The following is a 21,493-nucleotide window of genomic DNA, read 5'->3' on the forward strand; positions in this document are numbered from 1 at the left end:
CGCGTGGATACCAAAATGCAATTGATCTGGCTGCGCAGCGACTTGCGTCTACATGACAACACCGCCCTCTCGGCTGCTGCGGCTCGCGGCCCGTGCGTGGCGGTTTATCTGCTGAGCCCGGAACAATGGCTGGAACACGACGACGCGCCCTGCAAAGTGGACTTCTGGCTGCGTAACCTGCGCGAATTGAGCCACGAACTGGGTCAATTGAACATTCCGCTGCTGATCCGCCGGGCACCGCGCTGGGATGACGCGCCAGGCGAATTGCTGGACCTGTGCCGACAGCTGCAAGTCGACGCGCTGTACCTTAACGATGAGTACGGCATCCATGAATCCCGTCGCGATGCAGCGGTCACCCGGACGCTCGGGGCCGAAGGCATCGAGGTTCGCCGCTACCTCGATCAACTGCTGTTCAGGCCCGGGAGCGTGCTGACCCGCACCGGCACTTACTTTCAGGTCTTCAGCCAGTTTCGCAAGGTCTGCTACGAACGACTGCATCACTCGCTGCCCGGCCTGGTCCGTGCGCCGCACAAACAAGCGCCACTGAACATTGCCAGCGATGCGATCCCCACGAGTATCGAGGGGTTCGCATCGCCCGCCGACAGCTTGCGCGCCCTATGGCCGGCGGGCGAAACCGAAGCCCGGTATCGTCTCGAGCGTTTTGCCGATGCGCAGATCGAGCACTATCAAAGCGAACGCGATTTCCCGGCGAAACCCGGCACCAGTGTGCTTTCGGCCTATCTCGCCGCCGGGGTGATTTCCCCGCGTCAATGCCTGCACGCCGCCTTGAACAGCAATCAGGGTGAATTCGAAAGCGGCAACTCCGGCGCCGTCACCTGGATCAACGAACTGCTGTGGCGCGAGTTCTACAAACACATCCTGGTGGGCTACCCACGGGTGTCCCGGCACCGCGCATTTCGCCCGGAAACCGAAGCGCTGGCCTGGCGCGATGCCCCCGCAGAACTGGCCGCCTGGCAACAGGCGCGCACCGGTTTGCCGATCATCGACGCCGCCATGCGTCAACTCTTGGCTACCGGCTGGATGCACAATCGCCTGCGCATGGTGGTGGCGATGTTCCTGACCAAGAACCTGCTGATCGACTGGCGCGAAGGCGAACGTTTTTTCATGCGCCACCTGATCGATGGCGATCTGGCGGCGAATAACGGTGGCTGGCAATGGAGCTCCTCCACCGGCACCGACTCGGCGCCCTACTTCCGGATTTTCAACCCGTTGAGCCAGTCGGAAAAATTCGACCCCGAAGGCCTGTTCATCAAGCAATGGCTGCCGGAACTGGCCAGGCTGAACAAAAAAGAGGTGCACAACCCCGCCAACCTCGGCGGCCTTTTCGGTGTTGTGGATTACCCGTCACCGATCGTCGACCTGAGTGCTTCACGTACACGCGCCTTGACCGCGTTCAAGAATCTGCCATCACGGCGACTGCCTGCCGAACCGGCCGGGAGTGCCTATGAATAGTGTCCTGCAGCAACTGGCCCGCTGGGTCATGGCGCACGACAAGGATAACCTGCAATATTTCGCGGACCGGGCATTTGTCTGGCCAAAAAGGAGATTGGGATGAGCCGTACACCCGCGCGACGATACTGGCTGACCGGCGCCGGTAGCGGCATCGGTGCCGCCATGGCCGAAGAAATCCTGAAAACCGGTGCGCACCTGGCCGTCAGTTCACGCACGGTGGCACCACTGAACGACTTGTCGCTCCGTTATCCGGGACAGGTGATGGTGGTCGCCGGGGACCTGACCAACAGCCAGACCGTGCGCGAGATCGGCGAGCAGATCGCCGAGGACTGGGGCTCGCTGGACACAGTGATACTCAACGCCGGCACCAGCGAATATGTGGACCCCAAGCAGTTCGATACGTCGATTGTCGAGCATGTGTTGCGCACCAACCTGTTGGCCAGCAGCTATTGCATCGACGCCGCCCTGCCTTTGCTGCGTGCCGGCACTGCGCCGCATATGGTCGCCATGGCCAGCACGCTGACTTACCTGCCGCTGCCCAAGACAGAAGCCTTTGGCGCCTCGAGGACCGGGCTGCGTTATCTGTTCGAGTCCCTGCGCATCGACCTGGCTCCCGAAGATATGGAAGTCACGGTGATCAGCCCAGGCTTTGTCGAGACGCCACCGATGGCAAAAGACGACTTCTCCATGCCGTTGAGCTGGCCGGTGGAGAAAGCCGCACGGTACATCTTCGAAAAACTCAAGGATCGCCCGCTGGAAATCGCGCTCCCGGCAGCCTTCATGGCCACCCTCTGGCCGCTCGCCAAACAGCCGGAACAAGTGAAACTGGAGATTGGCAAACCCATGGTGCGCAGCCAGCCACCGAGCAAGGATCAACTGTGAAAATCGTCATCATCGGCAGCGCCCTCCCGGACGCTCCGATACTTGAGCGTCCGTCCGACCTTTCACACAGCACCCGGTGACTGCCTTACACTGCGCGCCATGAAAACCATCCCCCATACGCAAATCGCGGAGCCCGCGGTCACGTGCTCGACCTGCGCAGCCTGCTGCTGCCAGCTCGAAGTCATGTTGATCACCGACACGGGCGTGCCTGAACGGTTTATCGATACAGATGACTGGGGCGGGGAAGTCATGCTGCGCCTGGACGACGGCTGGTGTGCCGCACTGGATCGCAACACGATGATGTGCACCATCTACGAAAAACGCCCGCTGATCTGCCGGGAGTTCGAGATGGGTGCACCGGAATGCATCGAAGAACGCCAGGGGATTTCGACGGCGTATCGCTAGTTTGAAGTTGTCCCAATACCAATGTGGGAGCGAGCCTGCTCGCTCCCACATTTAGTACAGCGTTGAGTCTTACAACGGCATCGTGTAATGCAATGCGTAACTTTCTACACCATCGTTCGGAGTGGTGATCCCGGCGTTGGAATAGTGCGTCGCGCGAATCCCGACCTCATGTCCGCCGGCAAAGCGCAGGCCGAAACCCAGGCGGTCTTCGAACTGGAAGGCGCTGCCCAGATCGTTGCTTTCGATTTCGGTGCTGGCAAACCCCGCCACACCAATCCCGAACTCGACGTAGGGCTTGACGTTCTGGCCGGCAAATTCATAAACAAGCACGGGCGAGAACGACAGGCTGTGGTTACTGGATTTCTCGTCACCTTCCCAATAGGTGTAGGCACCATCCCAGTAACCTGTCAGACGACCCACATCGGTCTGCCACCAGCTCTGGTCCCAAGCGAATTGCATGCCCAGTCGATACGTCATGGTCGAATCGCTGGTCTGACCGACCGAGAATTCCACACCTGCCGCCTGCGCGGTAAAAGTGTGCCCCATTAGTGCGGCCGCAATCGCGGCCAAGCAGAATAGTCGCTTCACTAGAAACTTCCTTTTCCGAACGATTTCGTATGGTTTTTTTTGTTGCCAAGCCCTGCAAAACTATAGAAGTCAGCGATTAATCAGAAGTTCACCCGAATTTTCGTACTCCCCCCCTGGGCGCCTTCCTACCTGTTGAAGCTTCGCACAATGCCGGACGTATTCCACAGTATCGGCAAGATATTTCTGAAATGAAGCGGGTCGGCGCTGGTCCAGAACTGCGCTTCACGGGCCGGTCCCTCGGCGAGCAGTTCGCCTTCGGCCAAAAGTCGCTGCAGTTGGCGCGCCACGGCGGCACCGGTGTCGATGAGGCTGATGCTCTCGGGGATCATCTGCCGCAGCATCGGCTTGAGAAAGGGGTAATGGGTACAGCCGAGAATCAGGGTGTCCGCGCCGGCGGCCAGCAGCGGCGCGACATACCCGGCCAACAGCTGACGCAGCTCGGGGCTGCGCAGATCGCCGTTTTCAATCAGCTCCACCAACCCGGGACAGGGCTGGGTGATCACTTTCACGTCCGTGGCGAAACGGTCGAGCAACGCGGCGAACTTGGCGCTCTGCAAGGTGCCGGTGGTGGCCAGCACCCCGACCACGCCGGAGCGGGTCGCGGCGGCCGCCGGCTTGACCGCCGGCTCCATGCCGACGATGGGCCATTCGGGATAATCGCGGCGCAAGTCGGCGACGCCGGCCACCGTCGCCGTGTTGCAGGCCAGCACCAGGGCCTTGGCGCCCTGCTGCTGAAAGAAGTCGGCCATCACGCTGCAACGCTGGCGGATAAACTCCGGGGTTTTCTCGCCATAGGGAATATTGCCGCAATCGGCGACGTACATCAGTGTTTCATTGGGCAGCAAGTGCTGGATCTCGGCCAGTACCGAGAGCCCGCCGACACCGGAGTCGAACACGCCAATCGGCGCTTCACGCATGTTTCGACCCACAGACGCTGCAACCCGGATCGCGCTTGACCCGCAACTCACGGAAGCGCGTGCCCAAGGCATCGATCAACAACAGGCGCCCCACCAGCGGCTCACCGAATCCGGCCAGCAACTTCAGCGCTTCAAGCGCTTGCAGACTGCCGACCAGCCCCACCAGCGGCCCGACCACACCAGCCTCGCTGCAGGTCAGTTCGGCTTCGCTGCCGTGCCCATACAAACAGTGGTAGCACGGGCTCTCGGGGCGACGCGGATCGAACACCGACAATTGCCCCTCAAGGCGAATCGCCGCGCCGCTGACCAGCGGTTTGCCGGCCGCCACGCAAGCGGCGTTGACCGCTTCACGGGTGGAAAAATTGTCGGAGCAATCGAGCACCAGATCCACCCCGGCCACGACGGCAGCCAGGGAATCTTCGTCCAGCGCCGCACGATGGGCGATCAGTTGAATTTCAGGATTGATCGCCGTCAGACGCTTGAGCGCCGAATCGACCTTGCTCATGCCGACGCTGTCGGTGTCGTGAATGATCTGGCGTTGCAGGTTGGTCAGGTCGACCGTATCGAAGTCCGCCAGATGCATCTCGCCAACCCCGGCGGCGGCCAGATACAGCGCCACCGGCGCACCAAGACCACCGAGGCCGACGATCAATACGCGGCTGTCCTTGAGCCGCAACTGGCCATCGATATCGATGTGTTGCAGCAGAATCTGCCGACTGTAACGCAGCAACTCCTGATCATTCAGCACGGCAGGCGCCCCAGACTGATGCGTTGGTGACCGCCCAGATCGGTGCGGCTGTGGACTTCTTCAAACCCGCGGCTCAGCAGCAGATCGCGAACCGCCTCGGCCTGATCATAACCATGCTCGAGCATCAGCCAGCCGCCGGCGTCAAGATGCTCCGGCGCCTGGGCGACGATCAAACGCAGATCGTCGAGCCCGTCGACACCGGCCACCAGCGCGCTGGCCGGTTCGAAGCGCACATCGCCCTCGACCAGGTGCGGATCGGTCGCGGCGATATAGGGCGGATTGCTGATGATCAGTTGAAAACGCTGACCTTCCAGGGCGCTGAACCAATGACTGCTCAGTACCTTGGCGTTGTTCAGGTGCAGACGCTGGCGATTGCGCTCGGCCAGGGCCACGGCTTCCAGCACCCGATCCACGGCAGTGACGCTCCAGGCCGGACGCTCGCTCGCCAGGGCCAGGGCAATCGCGCCGCTACCAGTGCCAAGATCGAGCACTTTGGCCGGTGTGGCCGGCAACAATTCCAGCGCGGCTTCCACCAGCAGTTCGGTGTCCGGACGCGGGATCAGCGTGTGCGGTGCGACTTCCAGATCCAGCTTCCAGAAACCTTGCTGGCCGAGGATATAGGCCACCGGCTCACCGCCGCGACGGCGTTGCAGATATTCGGCGAAGGTCAGCGCCGCTTCGCTGGGCACGATGCGTTCCGGCCAGGTGTGCAGGAAGCTGCGGGACTTGCCCAACGCCGCCGCCAGCAGCAATTCGGCATCCAGACGCGCCGTCGGCGAATCGGGTAGATCGGCGGCACGCAACAAACTGGCAATGATCGTCATTTACTCACCTATCGCCGCCAGTTGATCGGCCTGATACTCGGCCAACAACGGCTCGATCACCGCATCGACACCGCCGGCGAGGATCTCGTCGAGGGAATACAAGGTCAGGTTGACCCGGTGGTCGGTGACCCGGCCCTGGGCAAAGTTATACGTGCGGATACGCTCGGAGCGATCACCGGAACCGACCAGCAGCTTGCGTTCACTGGCGATGGCGTTGGCCGCGGCGGAGGTCTGTTGATCGTTCAGCTTGGCCGACAACCAGGACATCGCCCGGGCGCGGTTCTTGTGCTGTGAACGTTCTTCCTGGCACTCGACCACAATGCCGGACGGCAAGTGCGTGATACGGATCGCCGAGTCGGTCTTGTTGACGTGCTGGCCACCGGCGCCGGAGGAGCGATAGGTATCGACGCGCAGGTCGGCCGGGTTGATCTCGATGGCTTCCTGTTCGTCCGGCTCGGGCAATACCGCCACGGTGCAGGCCGACGTGTGGATACGGCCCTGGGATTCGGTCGCAGGAACCCGCTGCACGCGGTGCGCGCCGGATTCGAACTTCAGCTTGCCGTAGACGTTGTCGCCCTCGACCCGGGCAATCACCTCTTTATAGCCGCCGTGTTCACCTTCGTTTTCCGAGAGGATTTCCACCCGCCAGCCACGACGCTCGGCGTAACGCGAATACATGCGGAACAGGTCGCCGGAGAAAATCGCCGCCTCGTCTCCGCCGGTGCCGGCACGGATCTCGAGGAACACGTTGCGCCCGTCGTTCGGGTCCTTGGGCAGCAACATGCGCTGCAGGTCGGCTTCGAGCGTAACCAGGCGTTCCTTGGCCTCGCGGACTTCTTCCACGGCCATTTCACGCATGTCCGGGTCGCTGTCCTTGAGCAGCGCCTGGGCGCCTTCGAGGTCATCCTGCACTTTCAGCAGTTCTTTATAGGCGCCCACGATCGGTTCAACTTCCGCGTATTCCTTGGAATAGGTGCGGAACTTGTTCTGATCGGAAATGACCTCGGCGTCGCCCAGCAGGGCGGTCAATTCCTCGAAACGGTCCTGGAGGATATCCAGCTTATTGAGCAGTGACGCTTTCATTGCGGTTTTTTATCCGAAAAGCTATCCGATGGGCCCTCACCGAGGGCAAAGAGTTCCTGGGCCATCGCCAGCGCATCCAGGCGACCTTCGGCAGAGAGCTTTTTCAACTGCACGCTCGGTGCGTGCAACAGTTTGTTGGTCAGCCCGCGAGCCAGTTGCACCAGCACCTCTTCGGCACTGCTGCCGTTGGCCAGCAGGCGCTGGGCCTTTTGCAATTCTTCGTCGCGCAGGCGTTCGCTCTGTTGACGATAGGCCTTGAGCACGTCCACCGCCGCCAATTCACGCAGGCGGATCATGAAGTCTTCGGCACCGACCGAGACCATCTCTTCGGCGGCCTGGGCTGCGCCCTGGCGGCTCTTGAGGTTCTCGGCGACCACTTCATGGAGATCGTCGACGCTATAGAGGTAAACGTCGTCCAACTCACCGACTTCTGGCTCGATGTCGCGCGGAACGGCGATATCCACCATGAAGATCGGTTTGTGCTTGCGCAGTTTCAAGGCGCTTTCCACCGCGCCCTTGCCCAGGATCGGCAACTGGCTGGCGGTGGAACTGATGACGATATCGCTGCGTACCAGCTCCGCCGGAATATCCGACAGCAACACCGCATGGGCGCCGAACTGTTCGGCCAGGATGCTGGCGCGCTCCAGTGTCCGGTTGGCGACCACGATGCGCTTTACACCGAGGTCATGCAGGTGCCGGGCGACCAGGGTGATGGTCTCGCCGGCGCCGATCAACAAGGCCTGGCTGCGCTGCAGGTCGCTGAAAATCTGCTTGGCCAGGCTCACTGCGGCAAAAGCCACCGACACCGGATTCTCGCCGATGGCCGTGTCGGTGCGCACCTGCTTGGCCGCATTGAACGTGGCCTGGAACAGCCGCCCGAGCAACGGCCCGATGGTGCCGGCCTCGCGGGCCACGGCATAGGCCGATTTCATCTGGCCGAGAATCTGCGGCTCGCCCAACACCAGCGAGTCGAGCCCGGAAGCCACCCGCATCATGTGACGAACTGCCGCATCATCTTCATGCACATAGGCGCTTTCGCGCAGCTCGTCGTAGCTCAAATGATGATATTCGGCCAGCCAGCGCAGCACGACGTCCGCCGACAGGTGATCCTGTTCTATATAGAGTTCACTGCGATTGCAGGTGGAGAGGATCGCAGCTTCGCGGCTGTCGGTGAGTCGGCAGAGCTGCTGCAAGGCCTCAACCAGCTGCTCAGGGGTAAAAGCCACGCGCTCGCGGACGTCTACTGAAGCAGTCTTGTGGTTAATACCGAGTGCAAGGAAGGCCATTCAAAGTCGCTGATGGTGACGTGAAGCCGGCAATTGTCCTACTTCGACGGAATCAGAACAACTACTCGATATCTATTGCGCCAGTAGGCAGCGCCGACGTTGCGAGCGGTTCTCGTTTAAACACAACCCCTGTAGGAACTGGCTTGCCAGCGATGGTCGTTAACGATGACGCGTTTTTACCGCAAAGACGCGGCGCCAGTCAGCCCATCGCTGGCAAGCCAGCTCCTACAAGGACCGTGTGCATGCGAAAATGCCGGGCCGGTTATGTTTGGCCGAAAGCTTGTGTCATGATGATCCGACCGCAGGTTAGTCGTCCTCTTCCTATATGAATAGATCTTCCGCGTTGCTCCTCGCTTTTGTCTTCCTCAGCGGCTGCCAGGCCTTGGCCCCCGTGTCCCCGGACGGTACGCCGCCGGTCGAAGACAGCGCCCCGGCCCCTGAAAAGCCAAAGGTCTACAGTTCCTTCAGCGAGGAAACCGTCTTCAGCCTGTTGAGCGCCGAACTGGCTGGCCAGCGCAATCGTTTCGACATTGCCCTGGACAACTACGTCACCCAGGCCATCAACACCCAGGACCCGGGCATCTCAGAGCGGGCATTCCGTATCGCCGAATATCTGGGTGCCGATCAGGCCGCCCTGGATACCGCGCTGATCTGGGCCAAAAACGCCCCCGACGACCTCGAAGCGCAACGTGCCGCCGCCGTGCAACTGGCACGCGCCGGGCGCTATGACGACTCCATGGTCTATATGGAGAAAGTCCTGCTGCGCAAGGGCGACACCCATTTCGACTTCCTTGCACTGTCTGCGGCCGACACCGACCAGGACACCCGCAACGGCTTGATGAAAAGCTTCGACCGCTTGTTGCAGCGGCATCCGAACAACAGCCAGCTGATTTTCGGCAAGGCACTGCTGATGCAACAGGATGGCGACGCCAAAGGCGCGCTGAAACTGCTGGAAGACAATCCGCCGGACGACGGCGAAATTGCCCCGATCCTGCTGCGTGCACGCTTGCTGCAAAACCTCGATCGCGGTGACGAGGCCTTGCCGCTGCTGCAAAAAAGCATCAAGAAGTACCCGGACGACAAACGCCTGCGCCTGACGTATGCGCGGATGCTGGTTGAGCAGGACCGCATGGACGACGCCAAGGCCGAGTTCTCGAGCCTGGTTCAGCAATACCCGGAAGACGACGAATTGCGCTACTCCCTGGCCTTGGTCTGCCTGGAAGCCAAGGCCTGGAACGAGGCCAAGGGTTATCTTGAAGACCTGATCGCCCGGGACAGCCACGTGGACTCGGCGCACCTGAACCTGGGCCGAATCGCCGAAGAACAGAACGACCCGCAAGGCGCGCTGATCGAATACGCCAAGGTTGGCCCGGGCACTGACTTCCTGCCGGCACAATTGCGCCAGGCCGACATCCTGATGAACAACGGCCGGACCGCCGAAGCGCAACGCAAGCTGGGGGCAGAGCGCGATGAACAGCCGGATTACGCCATCCAGTTGTACCTGATCGAAGCCGAAACCCTGTCCGCCAACAATCAGGGCGACAAGGCCTGGAATGTTCTGCAACAAGCCTTGCAGCAATACCCGGACGACTTGAACCTGCTCTACACCCGCGCCATGCAGGCGGAAAAACGCAATGACCTGGCGCAGATGGAAAAAGACCTGCGCATGATCATCAAGCGCGACCCGGACAATGCCATGGCGTTGAATGCCCTCGGCTACACCCTGTCCGACCGCACCACACGCTACGCCGAAGCCAAGGCCCTGATCGAACAGGCGCACCAGATCAGCCCCGAAGACCCGGCAGTACTCGACAGCCTTGGCTGGGTGAATTACCGCATGGGCAATCTCGACGAAGCCGAGCGCCTGCTGCGCCAGGCCCTGGATCGTTTTCCCGACCAGGAAGTCGCCGCTCACCTGGGCGAAGTCCTGTGGGCCAACGGCAAACAGCGTGAAGCCAGGCAAGTCTGGGGCAAGTTCCTCAAGGAACAACCCGACAGCCCGACCCTGCGCGGCACCATCAAACGCCTGACCGGATCAGAGACTCTTTAAGATTATGCTTTTGCGCCATTTCATCGTTTTCAGTTTTATCGCCCTGCTCGCCGGTTGCGCGGGCGTGGGTCCCCGCGAATCGGTCGAGGGGCACGGCAACGCTGCCCAATGGCGCGAGCACAAAGCGCAACTGACCGGCCTCGATGGCTGGCAAATCGACGGCAAGATCGGCATCCGCGCCCCGAAAGACTCGGGCAGCGGCACGCTGTTCTGGTTGCAGCGCCAGGATTACTACGACATTCGCCTGTCCGGCCCGCTGGGCCGTGGCGCGGCGCGCCTGACCGGCCGCCCCGGCAAAGTGTCGCTGGAGGTCGCCAACCAGGGACGTTACGAGGCGCCGAACCCGGAAGTGCTGCTCGAAGAACAGCTGGGCTGGAAGCTGCCGGTGTCCAACCTGGCCTGGTGGGTGCGCGGGCTTCCCGCTCCCGACAGCAAAAGTCGCCTGACCCTCGACGGCGACAGCCGCCTGGCCAGCCTGGAACAGGATGGCTGGAAGGTCGACTACACCGCCTACACCCAGCAAAACGGTTTCTGGCTGCCCGAGCGCATCAAGCTCAGCGGCACCGACCTCGATGTCACGCTGGTGATCAAGGTCTGGCAACCACGCAAACTGGGGCAATGACATGCCGGACAATCGCCTGACGCTGCCCTCGCCGGCCAAGCTCAATTTGATGCTGCATATCCTGGGTCGCCGCGAAGACGGCTACCACGAACTGCAGACGATGTTTCAGTTTCTCGATTACGGCGACGAAATCACCTACGCCCTGCGCGATGACGGTGTCATTCGACTGCACACCGAATTCGCAGGCGTGCCCCACGACAGCAACCTGATCGTCAAGGCCGCGAAAAAACTTCAGGAGCAATCCGCTTGCTCGCTGGGCGTCGATATCTGGATCGAAAAAATCCTGCCCATGGGCGGCGGCATTGGCGGTGGCAGTTCGAATGCCGCGACGACTTTGCTCGGCCTCAACCATCTGTGGCAATTGGGCTGGGATGAAGATCGCCTGGCCGGCCTCGGCTTGACACTGGGCGCCGACGTCCCGGTTTTCGTGCGTGGCCACGCGGCTTTCGCCGAGGGCGTGGGGGAGAAACTGACCCCTGTCGACCCCGAAGAACCGTGGTATCTCGTGCTGGTGCCGCAAGTCTCTGTAAGTACGGCAGAAATTTTTTCAGATCCGTTGTTGACACGTAACACTCCGCCCATTAAAGTGCGCCCCGTTCCCAAGGGAAACAGTCGAAATGACTGCTTGCCGGTGGTAACAAGGCGTTATCCAGAGGTACGTAACGCTTTGAATTTGTTAGGTAAATTTACCGAAGCAAAACTCACCGGAACTGGAAGTTGTGTGTTTGGGGGCTTCCCAAGCAAAGCTGAAGCTGATAAAGTCTCGGCCCTTCTGACAGAGACCCTTACAGGTTTTGTAGCAAAAGGAAGCAACATTTCGATGTTGCATCGCAAGCTTCAAGGTCTGCTCTAAAGGAACCGATTACTGGGTAATCGTTGCAACAGATACAGGGGCGTCGCCAAGCGGTAAGGCAGCAGGTTTTGATCCTGCCATGCGTTGGTTCGAATCCAGCCGCCCCTGCCATTTTCCATACTCATCCAGGTTACCCTCAGCCTCTAGGTACTGCGCGTGTCCAAGATGATGGTCTTTACGGGGAACGCTAACCCCGATCTGGCTCGACGTGTCGTACGTCAGCTGCATATCCCTCTCGGTGACATCTCTGTCGGTAAATTTTCCGACGGCGAAATTACAGCCGAGATCAATGAAAACGTCCGCGGTAAAGACGTCTTCATTATTCAGCCGACTTGCGCTCCGACCAACGATAACCTGATGGAACTGGTAGTGATGGCTGATGCCTTCCGCCGCTCCTCGGCTACTCGTATCACTGCTGTTATTCCTTACTTTGGTTATGCCCGTCAGGATCGCCGTCCGCGTTCCGCACGTGTGGCTATCAGCGCGAAAGTCGTCGCTGACATGCTTACCGTAGTCGGCATCGACCGTGTTCTCACGGTTGATCTGCATGCTGACCAAATCCAGGGTTTCTTCGATATTCCGGTAGATAACATCTACGGCTCCCCAGTATTGGTGGATGACATCGAAGATCAGCGCTTCGAAAACCTGATGATCGTGTCCCCGGACATTGGCGGCGTCGTGCGTGCACGTGCCGTTGCCAAATCCCTGGGCGTGGATCTCGGGATCATCGACAAACGCCGTGAGAAAGCCAATCACTCTGAAGTGATGCATATCATCGGTGATGTCGAAGGGCGTACCTGTATTCTGGTCGATGACATGGTCGATACCGCCGGCACCCTGTGCCACGCGGCCAAGGCCCTGAAAGAGCATGGCGCTGCCAAGGTTTTCGCCTACTGCACGCACCCTGTGCTGTCGGGTCGGGCGATCGAAAACATTGAAAATTCCGTGCTGGACGAGCTGGTGGTGACCAACACCATTCCGCTGTCCGCTGCAGCACAAGCCTGTGCACGTATCCGTCAACTGGATATCGCACCGGTAGTTGCCGAGGCGGTCCGCCGCATCAGCAATGAAGAATCGATCAGCGCGATGTTCCGCTAAGGGCCCTGCCCTTCTCGAAATGTCTCGTTGACGAAAAGCGCCCCGCCCCGGCATTCCTGTCGGGGCGGGGCTTTTTTGCCCATATCGCCTTTAGCGCTGGTCGCAAACGCTGGGGCGAGTGTGGTTATTTTGGAGATACAACATGAACGATTTTACCCTGAATGCTGAAGTGCGTTCCGACCTGGGGAAAGGTGCGAGCCGCCGCCTGCGTCGTCTCGCCGCCCTGGTTCCAGCTGTAGTTTACGGTGGCGAAAAAGCCCCTGAATCCATCAGCATGCTGGCCAAAGAAGTTGCCAAACTGCTCGAAAACGAAGCGGCTTACAGCCACATCATCGAGCTGAACGTTGGTGGCACCAAGCAGAACGTCGTGATCAAAGCCCTGCAGCGTCACCCGGCCAAAGGCCACGTGATGCACGCTGACTTCGTACGCGTAGTCGCTGGCCAGAAACTGACCGCTATCGTTCCAGTGCACTTCATCAACGAAGAAGCACCGACCAAGAAAGGCGGCGAAATCTCGCACGTTACTTCGGAAATCGAAGTTTCCTGCCTGCCGAAGGACCTGCCTGAGTTCATCGAAGTCGACCTGGCCAACGCCGAAATCGGTTCGATCATTCACCTGTCCGACCTCAAAGCCCCTAAAGGCGTTGAGTTTGTTGCTCTGGCACACGGCGATGACAAGGCTGTTGCCAACGTCCACGCTCCACGTGTTGCTCCAGAAGCTGCAGAAGGCGCTGCAGAGTAATTTTACTCTGTACGCCGGAGTGACCGGAAACATCGCGGACTAGAGCATAGCGAGAAAGCGGGCGAGAACGCGGAGTTTACATCATGGTAAATGAGCAATTTTCGTCCACTTTCGCCGCTTTCCCTGATTGCGGCGATGTTATCCACCACTCCAAGGAAGGGCCCCTATCGTGACTGCCATCAAACTGATCGTTGGCCTGGGAAATCCAGGCGCTGAATACGAACAGACCCGGCATAACGCAGGGGCCCTTTTTGTTGAGCGCATCGCGAACGCACAAGGCGTGAACCTTGTGGCGGACCGCAAATATTTCGGCCTGACCGGGCGCTATTCGCATCAGGGTCAGGATGTTCGTCTGCTGATTCCCACCACGTACATGAACCGTAGCGGCCAAGCCGTAGCGGCACTCGCCGGTTTCTTCCGCATCAAGCCTGAAGAAATTCTCGTGGCGCACGACGAACTCGACCTGCCTCCGGGCGTTGCCAAGCTCAAGCAGGGCGGCGGCCATGGCGGTCACAACGGGTTGCGCGACATCATCGCGCAACTGGGCAATCAGAATACCTTTCACCGCTTGCGGCTTGGCATTGGCCACCCGGGCGTTGCCAGTATGGTTTCAAATTTCGTCCTGGGTCGTGCGCCACGCGCCGAACAGGAAAAACTCGATGCCAGCATCGACTTTGCCCTCGGCGTGCTGCCGGATATCCTCGCCGGGGAATGGAACCGCGCGATGAAAAACCTGCACAGCCAGAAGGCCTGACTCTTATCCGAGGGGAAACACCATGGGATTCAATTGCGGCATCGTCGGCCTGCCTAACGTCGGCAAGTCCACCCTGTTCAACGCCCTGACCAAGTCCGGTATCGCGGCCGAAAACTTCCCCTTCTGCACCATCGAGCCGAACAGCGGTATCGTGCCGATGCCGGATCCGCGTCTGGACGCCCTGGCAGCCATCGTCAATCCAAAGCGCATCCTGCCGACCACCATGGAATTCGTCGACATCGCGGGCCTGGTTGCCGGCGCGTCGAAAGGTGAAGGCCTGGGCAACAAGTTTTTGGCCAACATCCGTGAAACCGATGCCATCGCCCACGTGGTCCGCTGCTTCGAAGACGAGAACGTGATTCACGTCTCCAACAGCGTCGACCCGAAACGCGACATCGAGATCATCGACCTGGAACTGATCTTCGCCGACCTCGACAGCTGCGAAAAGCAACTGCAGAAAGTCGCGCGCAACGCCAAGGGCGGTGACAAGGACGCAGTGGTCCAGAAAGGCCTGCTGGAGCAACTGATCGCTCACTTCACCGAAGGCAAGCCAGCGCGCAGCCTGATGAAGAACATGGGCGCCGACGAAAAAGCGGTGATCAAGGGCTTCCACCTGCTGACCACCAAGCCGGTCATGTATATCGCCAACGTCGCTGAAGACGGTTTCGAGAACAACCCGCACCTGGACGTGGTTCGCGCCATCGCCGAAGAAGAAGGCGCCATGGTTGTTCCGGTGTGCAACAAGATCGAAGCAGAAATCGCCGAGCTCGACGACGGCGAAGAGAAGGACATGTTCCTCGAAGCCCTGGGCCTCGAAGAGCCTGGCCTGAACCGCGTGATCCGCGCCGGCTACGAAATGCTGCACCTGCAGACCTACTTCACCGCCGGTGTCGAAGAAGTCCGCGCCTGGACCGTCCGCGTCGGTGCCACCGCACCACAAGCTGCTGGCGTGATCCACACCGACTTCGAAAAAGGCTTCATCCGCGCCGAAGTGATCGCCTACAACGACTTCATCCAGTACAAGGGCGAAGCCGGTACCAAGGAAGCCGGTAAATGGCGCCTGGAAGGCAAGGACTACATCGTCAAGGACGGCGACGTGATGCACTTCCGCTTCAACGTCTAACGTTACCCGCCCAAGAAAAAGCCGCGTTTGATACGCGGCTTTTTTGTGCCTGACATCTCCGTATCCCGTAGGAGCCGGCTTGCTGGCGATCCGGACACCGCGGTTATCAAGGCAAACCGCGTAATCGTTCATCGCCAGCAAGCCGGCTCCTACAGGTCTCCCGCTACTCAGGCCTTCTTGGTTCGCGGCAGGAAGATCGCCAACACCCCGAACAACGGCAGGAACGAACACAGGTAGTACACGTACTCGATACCGTGAATGTCCGCCAGATGCCCGAGCAACGCCGCGCCAATCCCGCCGAAACCGAACATCAGGCCGAAGAACACCCCGGCGATCATCCCGACATTGCCCGGCACCAATTCCTGGGCGTACACCACGATGGCCGAGAACGCTGAGGCGAGGATGAAGCCAATGATGACGCTGAGAATGCTGGTCCAGAACAGGTCGACATGGGGCAGCAACAAGGTGAACGGTGCAACGCCGAGGATCGAGAACCAGATCACCGCCTTACGCCCGATCCTGTCACCGATCGGTCCGCCAAAGAACGTTCCCGCCGCTACCGCGCCGAGGAACAGGAACAGGTGCAACTGCGAACTGGCGACCGACAGGTCGAACTTCTCGATCAGGTAAAAGGTGAAGTAGCTGGTGAGGCTCGACATGTAGAAATACTTGGAGAACACCAGCAACCCGAGTACCACCAGCGCACTGGTCACTCGGCCCTTGGACAGGCCGTGGGTCGCCGCCTGGCCTTGCTTGAGCTTGAACAGGTTCAAGTGGTTGGCGTACCAGCGGCTGATCCGGTACAGCACGAACAGCGCAAACACCGCGAACAGCCCAAACCACGCCACGTGCCCTTGTCCGTAGGGAATGATGATCGCCGCCGCCAGCAACGGACCGAACGCCGACCCTGCGTTACCGCCGACCTGGAAGGTCGATTGCGCCAGCCCGAAGCGCCCGCCCGAAGCCAGGCGCGCCACGCGGGACGCTTCCGGGTGGAAGGTCGAAGAACCGATGCCGATCAGCCCCGCCGCCAACAGGATTAGCGGGAAACTGGCGACCACCGACATCATCAGAATCCCGATCAGGGTGCAGACCGTACCCGCCGGCAAGAGCCACGGTTTGGGATGGCGGTCGGTGTAGTAACCGACCCACGGCTGCAGCAGCGAGGCCGTCAACTGGAACGTCAGGGTGATCAGGCCGACCTGGGTGAAAGTCAGGCCATAGTTGGCTTTGAGCATCGGATAAATCGACGGCAGCACCGACTGGATCAGGTCGTTGATCAAATGCGCCAGCGCCACCGCGCCGATAATGCGCATCACCAGAGGGCTGCTTTGGGGCGTAGCGGATGCCGGTACTGAACCGGACTGGGCGTTGCTGATAGCCATGGGGTTTTCCGTACAACAGATAGGTGCAAACGGGCAGGTGCGCCAATGTGCCATTTTTCAGTGCAGCAACGCCATCCCCTTAGCCTGCTAACGACTTGGTTTTTTCATCGCCACAACCTTGATGGCGTAAAGCCATGGTCTGAATCTTGCCTTCCTTGTCGGCTTGAACGCGGCTTCCTTACAAAGGAGGCCGACAATGGGAAGTTTCGCCACAGAGTCGGCCTACAGAGCGGACAAGGGTGAACTTTCGAGGCCTTTTTAGAGGGCACGAGTCGGCGGTGCGACAACCGCCGATGCACGCCAATAGTGCGTGGTGTCCAGAGGAGTCATGGGGCATGCAGGCTTTTTTATCGCCGGGGATCGGGCTGCTGGGGCGTTTTGGTTTTGCACGCAAATTCCAGCTGCTGTTTCTGCTGTTTATCCTGCCGCTGGCCGGCAGCCTGTGGATGATCGGCCAGGACTATCGCGACAAACTCAGCCTGATCTCCGGCGAGCGCGCCGGGGTGCGGCAACTGCTTGCGCTTGATGCGCTGGATGACCTGCTCGCCGCCCAGCGTGATCGCGCCGCCCGCTGGCGTGCCACGGAAACCAATCGCCAGCCGACGCCAGCCACCCTCGCCGCGATGGCTGCCTTCGATGCGGTGCAACCCGCCGTGAGCCAGGCCACTGCCGAGTTGGGCAATGCCCTGCAAAAAGAAAGCGCTGAGAGTGAAACCCTGTCGCGCTACCAGGCCCTGCAAACCGCCCTCGACGGCCTCGACTCAAAAAGCCTGAGCAATGTCGGTTGGTGGCCGGATGGCTATGATCGCTTCACCAACGCCTTGAGCGCCCTGCAAGCCTTGCGCGAGCAGATCGCCATGGACAATCGCCTGACGCTGGCACCGTGGCTGGAAACCTACTTGCTGACGCAGATCTCCACCCAACACGCACCGGACCTGATCGAACGGGTCGGTCGCCTGGCAGCCGTGGGCCAGGCCTCGGTGGTGTCCGGACAGTTCACCCTGCAAAGCCGCCTGCAACTGCGCGATTTGCGCAGCCGCATCGGCGATGCACGGGAGCAGTTGGTGAAAACCGCAGGCCTGCTCGAAGCACGGCTGCCCAGCGCCCTGCAAACCTGGGCCGGGCAATATCACGACAGTCTCAAGCATCTGGACGCTGGCCTGAAGGTGTTGGATGACGGCGTGTTCGGCGGCAGCATCAACCTCAAGCCGGATGACTTCGAGCGCAGTCTCGATGCCCTGCTCTCCAACCTCGCCTCGTTGCGCCAGCAGTCGCTGCTGTCGCTGGACCAACGTCTGGATTACTACCACGATTCGGCGATCCGCCAGTTCATTGTGGTGGCTGCCGTGTTGGGTTGCCTGCTGTTGGCCGCGCTGTATCTGTTCATCTGCCTGCAGGCCTCGATCCGTCGCAGCGCCAGCGGCATCACGGTACTGGCCGAGGCCCTGCGCGACGGCAATCTGAGCCTGCAAGTACCGGTTCAGGGACGGGACGAACTGGCGGCCATCAGCACTGCGCTGAACGTCGCCGTGGTGCAACTGCGCACCAGCCTGCAAGGAGTCGATCACGAAACCTTGCAACTGAGCCACGCAGTGCAAACCCTCAACCATCACTCCAGCGACGCCCTGGGTGAAGTCGAAGCCCAGCAGTTGCAGATCAGCCAGATTGCCGCAGCGGCGACGCAACTGGCCGCCACCTCACAAGGGGTCGCCCAGAGTTGCGAACAGGCGTCCGGCAGTGCCCAGCACACCCAGCGGATTGCCGCCGACAGCAGCCGTGACAGCCAGCGCACCACCGCGAGCATTCAGCAACTCAACCAACGCTTGAACGAAACGGCAGCGGCGCTGGGCCGGGTCAGCGAGCAGGGACAGCAGATTCAGCTGGTGGTCGACACCATTCGCGGTGTCGCCGAGCAGACCAACCTGTTGGCCCTCAACGCCGCCATCGAGGCGGCCCGGGCGGGCGAACAAGGGCGTGGCTTTGCGGTGGTGGCCGATGAAGTGCGCAGCCTGTCGCAACGCACGCAATCGTCGACCGCACAGATTGCCGGCACGGTCGACAGCCTGCGTCACACCGTGAATGCGGCCGTCAATCTGATGGAGGCCGCGTGCACTCAGGCAGAGAGCGATGCACAAGCGGTCACCGGCCTCGGTGAACGGCTCGGGGAAATCGCCAGTGCGGTGCAGAGCGTCACCGATACCCTGGCGCAGATCGCCACGGCGGTGGATGAACAGGCCAGCACCGCCGACGAGGTCAGCGGCAACATCCAACAGGTCGATCAAGCGGCGGTGCGCTTGCTCGAAGGTGCCCGCGCGGTGAACCAGGCAGCGGACACCTTGAGCCACGGCAGCAAGGCCCTGAGCGACAACACCGGGCGCTTCCGCTTGAGTTGAGTCCGCCAGGACTTCTCAGGCGCGGATCACCGCCTCCGGGAAGTCCTGCTCCAGTTCGGTCTTGAGCCAGTCGATAAACCACGCCACGTCCGCCGAGAGCTCGGCGGACGGCGTGAGCACCCGATAGCTTTCCAGCTTCACTTGCGCGTCCACCACCCGCACCAGCTTGCCGGTTTGGAGCTCTTCGCGCACCAGCACTTCGTTGGCCAGCGCAATGCCCTGCCCACTCTCGGCCACCGACAACGCGTGGTCGTTGTTGACGTAGAGCATGTCCGAATTGAGGTGGATGTCGAGGTCGTTGGCGGCGAACCACAGGTTCCACCATTCGCCGTCATCGACGTGGATCAGGTTGTGTTTCACCAGGTCCGCGGGGCTGCCGATGGGCTCGACGCTGGCCAGATAATCGGGGGAGCAGATCGGAAACACCCGAGGGCAAATCAGGCTGGTGCGCGAGTGGGCATACTGGCCGTCCACCCCGTAGACGATGCCCAGGTCAGCGCTTTTACCGTCGACTTCAGTGAAGGTGGAGTTGGGTTCGATGGCAAACTTCAAACCCGGGCGCAGATGCCGCATGGCCTCGATGCGCGGCATCAGCCAGCGCTTGGCGAACCCCGGCACCACCATGATGCGTAGCCAGCGCTCGGCATGCCTGGGCTGCGCTTCTTTGCCGGCATCGATGATCAGTTGCAAGGCGGCGCTGATCTTGCGGTGGTACTTCTCCCCCGCCGCCGTCAGGTTGACCCCGCGAGAGGTGCGCTCGAACAGTTGGATGCCCAGCCAGTCTTCCAGCAGCTTCACATGACGGCCGATGGCCGGCTGGGTCACGTGCAGGGCCTTGGAGGCTTCGACATAGCTGCCCAACCGGGCCGCGGCATCAAAGGCACGTACCGCGTTGAGCGGCGGCAAACGGTGGTCGGGCATGGTTTCCGGGCGCCTTTTGCTGTTAAATTTTTTAACAACCCCTATGTTAAAATTGAAGTTTCGCCCCCGCAACCCCTCGCTGATAATCGAGCCACAGCAGAACAAAACAACAGCTGGTTACAACACCCGAACGCAATCTCGATCCTGCCCAGAAAAATAATATCCATGGTCCGAAGGCCCGGCTGTCTACAGCACTCGCGGACGATGGGGGAATCGGAGGTAACGCATGAATGCCCTGCATTCGCTGCAAACGCTGGCGGTATCCATCCGCTCAGTGCGCAAAGTCTACGGTGATCCAAAGACTGGCCCGGTGGCGCTGAAAAGCATCGACCTGGACATTCGCGACAACGAGTTCTTCACCCTTCTCGGCCCTTCGGGCTGCGGCAAAACCACCCTCCTGCGGATGATCGCCGGCTTCGAGTTTCCTACCGAAGGCGAGATTCTGCTCTACGGCGAAAACATCGCCGACCGCCCGCCCTTCCAGCGCCCGGTCAACACGGTGTTCCAGCATTACGCGTTGTTCCCGCACATGACCATCGCCGAGAACCTGGCCTTTGGTCTTGAATCCCACCCGATGGGCAAGGTCCTGAACAAGACGCAAATGGCCGAACGGGTACGCGAGATGCTCGCCTTGGTGCAGATGGAGCGCTTCGCCAACCGCAAGCCGGCGCAACTGTCCGGCGGCCAGCAACAGCGCGTCGCTCTGGCTCGCGCATTGGCGCCGCATCCCAAAGTCTTGCTGCTCGACGAACCGCTTTCGGCGCTGGACCTCAAGCTGCGCCAGGCCATGCGCGAAGAGCTGAAAACCATCCAGGCGCGCACCGGCATCACCTTCATCTTCGTCACCCACGACCAGGAAGAAGCCCTGACCATGTCCGACCGCATCGCCGTGTTGTCCGAAGGCGAAGTGCAGCAGGTCGGCCGTCCGGAAGACATCTACGAACGCCCACGCAATCGCTTTGTCGCCGACTTCATCGGCGAAACCAACTTCATAGAAGGCACGGTCACCCGCGTCGAAGACGGCCTGGCCTGGTTCGCCGGCCCCGCCGGACATCCACTGCCCGCGCAGCCGTGCAGCGATGTGCGGGTCGGCACCAGCGTCGCGTTGTCGGTGCGCCCCGAGCGTTTGCATCTGGTGCCAGCCAGCACTGAGACCGCTCTGCCGTGCCGGATCGAAGCGCAGATCTACCTCGGCACCGACCTGCAATACCAGGTCAGCCTGAGCGACGGTTCGCGCCTCACCGTGCGCACCCCCAACTGCGTCGACCAGAGCAAGCGTTTCGCCGTCGGCAGCCAGGCCGGTCTGTTGTTCGACCAGGGCAGCGCCAGCGTCCTGCACGATTGAG

At 60.8% G+C, this 21,493-nt stretch carries 20 protein-coding genes and 1 tRNA gene; 13 read left to right on the top strand and 8 right to left on the bottom strand.

The window, feature by feature from the left end; all coding sequences use genetic code 11:
• Positions 1-15: 15 nt before the first annotated feature.
• The 3 genes from phrB (at position 16) to AB4O16_RS11715 (ending at position 2,760) form a co-directional block, all read left to right on the top strand.
• Entirely contained in the window at positions 16-1,473 is a 1,458-nt protein-coding gene (gene phrB / locus AB4O16_RS11705) for a deoxyribodipyrimidine photo-lyase (RefSeq protein WP_460157770.1), read from the top strand.
• Between the two features lie 99 nt (positions 1,474-1,572).
• A complete protein-coding gene (locus AB4O16_RS11710) occupies positions 1,573-2,355 on the top strand; it encodes an SDR family NAD(P)-dependent oxidoreductase (RefSeq protein WP_460157771.1) in 783 nt (260 codons plus the stop codon).
• 99 nt (positions 2,356-2,454) lie between these two features.
• Positions 2,455-2,760: a YkgJ family cysteine cluster protein gene (locus tag AB4O16_RS11715; RefSeq protein WP_056726267.1), complete on the top strand. Its 306-nt coding sequence runs from the start codon at positions 2,455-2,457 to the stop codon at positions 2,758-2,760.
• Between the two features lie 69 nt (positions 2,761-2,829).
• On the opposite strand, the gene AB4O16_RS11720 is transcribed toward AB4O16_RS11715, so the two are convergent.
• The 6 genes from AB4O16_RS11720 to hemA all read right to left on the bottom strand — a co-directional run bounded on the left by AB4O16_RS11720 (position 2,830) and on the right by hemA (position 8,206).
• Positions 2,830-3,348, bottom strand: coding sequence for an acyloxyacyl hydrolase (locus tag AB4O16_RS11720; protein ID WP_160390417.1), 519 nt, complete (start codon positions 3,346-3,348; stop codon positions 2,830-2,832).
• 125 nt (positions 3,349-3,473) lie between these two features.
• Entirely contained in the window at positions 3,474-4,265 is a 792-nt protein-coding gene (gene murI / locus AB4O16_RS11725; protein ID WP_460157772.1) for a glutamate racemase, read from the bottom strand.
• Positions 4,258-5,013 (bottom strand): molybdopterin-synthase adenylyltransferase MoeB, encoded by a 756-nt coding sequence (locus AB4O16_RS11730; RefSeq protein WP_160390419.1) that lies wholly within the window; start codon positions 5,011-5,013, stop codon positions 4,258-4,260. The genes murI and AB4O16_RS11730 overlap by 8 nt, the downstream gene beginning before the upstream one ends.
• Positions 5,007-5,837, bottom strand: a complete 831-nt coding sequence (prmC, locus tag AB4O16_RS11735; RefSeq protein WP_460157773.1) for a peptide chain release factor N(5)-glutamine methyltransferase — start codon at positions 5,835-5,837, stop codon at positions 5,007-5,009. The genes AB4O16_RS11730 and prmC overlap by 7 nt, the downstream gene beginning before the upstream one ends.
• Positions 5,838-6,920 carry a peptide chain release factor 1 gene (prfA, locus tag AB4O16_RS11740; protein ID WP_160390421.1) on the bottom strand — a complete coding sequence of 361 codons (1,083 nt, stop codon included), beginning with the start codon at positions 6,918-6,920 and terminating at the stop codon, positions 5,838-5,840.
• The gene (hemA, locus tag AB4O16_RS11745) at positions 6,917-8,206 is read right to left on the bottom strand and encodes a glutamyl-tRNA reductase (RefSeq protein ID WP_160390422.1); all 1,290 of its coding nucleotides are present in this window, start codon (positions 8,204-8,206) and stop codon (positions 6,917-6,919) included. The genes prfA and hemA overlap by 4 nt, the downstream gene beginning before the upstream one ends.
• A gap of 325 nt (positions 8,207-8,531) precedes the next feature.
• Between hemA and AB4O16_RS11750 the strand changes: the two genes are divergently transcribed.
• From AB4O16_RS11750 to ychF, 8 genes are all read left to right on the top strand, one after another.
• The gene (locus AB4O16_RS11750; protein WP_460157774.1) at positions 8,532-10,256 is read left to right on the top strand and encodes a tetratricopeptide repeat protein; all 1,725 of its coding nucleotides are present in this window, start codon (positions 8,532-8,534) and stop codon (positions 10,254-10,256) included.
• Positions 10,257-10,260: 4 nt separating this feature from the next.
• A complete protein-coding gene (gene lolB, locus AB4O16_RS11755; RefSeq protein ID WP_160390424.1) occupies positions 10,261-10,878 on the top strand; it encodes a lipoprotein insertase outer membrane protein LolB in 618 nt (205 codons plus the stop codon).
• Between the two features lies 1 nt (position 10,879).
• Positions 10,880-11,731 carry a 4-(cytidine 5'-diphospho)-2-C-methyl-D-erythritol kinase gene (gene ispE / locus AB4O16_RS11760; RefSeq protein WP_160390425.1) on the top strand — a complete coding sequence of 284 codons (852 nt, stop codon included), beginning with the start codon at positions 10,880-10,882 and terminating at the stop codon, positions 11,729-11,731.
• Between the two features lie 36 nt (positions 11,732-11,767).
• A tRNA-Gln gene (locus AB4O16_RS11765) sits at positions 11,768-11,842 on the top strand.
• A gap of 45 nt (positions 11,843-11,887) precedes the next feature.
• The gene (locus tag AB4O16_RS11770) at positions 11,888-12,829 is read left to right on the top strand and encodes a ribose-phosphate pyrophosphokinase (protein ID WP_003171603.1); all 942 of its coding nucleotides are present in this window, start codon (positions 11,888-11,890) and stop codon (positions 12,827-12,829) included.
• Positions 12,830-12,971: 142 nt separating this feature from the next.
• Positions 12,972-13,571 (top strand): 50S ribosomal protein L25/general stress protein Ctc, encoded by a 600-nt coding sequence (locus AB4O16_RS11775; protein WP_150715558.1) that lies wholly within the window; start codon positions 12,972-12,974, stop codon positions 13,569-13,571.
• A gap of 169 nt (positions 13,572-13,740) precedes the next feature.
• Positions 13,741-14,325, top strand: a complete 585-nt coding sequence (gene pth, locus AB4O16_RS11780; protein WP_046030136.1) for an aminoacyl-tRNA hydrolase — start codon at positions 13,741-13,743, stop codon at positions 14,323-14,325.
• A gap of 22 nt (positions 14,326-14,347) precedes the next feature.
• On the top strand, positions 14,348-15,448 hold the full coding sequence (ychF, locus tag AB4O16_RS11785) for a redox-regulated ATPase YchF (protein ID WP_060539413.1): 1,101 nt from the start codon (positions 14,348-14,350) through the stop codon (positions 15,446-15,448).
• A gap of 167 nt (positions 15,449-15,615) precedes the next feature.
• On the opposite strand, the gene AB4O16_RS11790 is transcribed toward ychF, so the two are convergent.
• Positions 15,616-16,833 carry an MFS transporter gene (locus AB4O16_RS11790; protein WP_460157775.1) on the bottom strand — a complete coding sequence of 406 codons (1,218 nt, stop codon included), beginning with the start codon at positions 16,831-16,833 and terminating at the stop codon, positions 15,616-15,618.
• Between the two features lie 335 nt (positions 16,834-17,168).
• Here AB4O16_RS11790 and AB4O16_RS11795 point away from each other — a divergent pair, with 335 nt between their 5' ends.
• Positions 17,169-19,226 carry a methyl-accepting chemotaxis protein gene (locus tag AB4O16_RS11795; protein WP_460157776.1) on the top strand — a complete coding sequence of 686 codons (2,058 nt, stop codon included), beginning with the start codon at positions 17,169-17,171 and terminating at the stop codon, positions 19,224-19,226.
• A 15-nt stretch (positions 19,227-19,241) separates the two neighbouring features.
• Here the strand turns inward: AB4O16_RS11795 and AB4O16_RS11800 are convergent, their stop codons facing one another.
• Entirely contained in the window at positions 19,242-20,147 is a 906-nt protein-coding gene (locus tag AB4O16_RS11800) for a LysR substrate-binding domain-containing protein (RefSeq protein ID WP_460157777.1), read from the bottom strand.
• A 226-nt stretch (positions 20,148-20,373) separates the two neighbouring features.
• Here AB4O16_RS11800 and AB4O16_RS11805 point away from each other — a divergent pair, with 226 nt between their 5' ends.
• Positions 20,374-21,492: an ABC transporter ATP-binding protein gene (locus AB4O16_RS11805; protein ID WP_160390429.1), complete on the top strand. Its 1,119-nt coding sequence runs from the start codon at positions 20,374-20,376 to the stop codon at positions 21,490-21,492.
• Position 21,493: the final 1 nt, after the last annotated feature.

It is taken from the genome of Pseudomonas sp. S2_H10 (assembly GCF_054668285.1).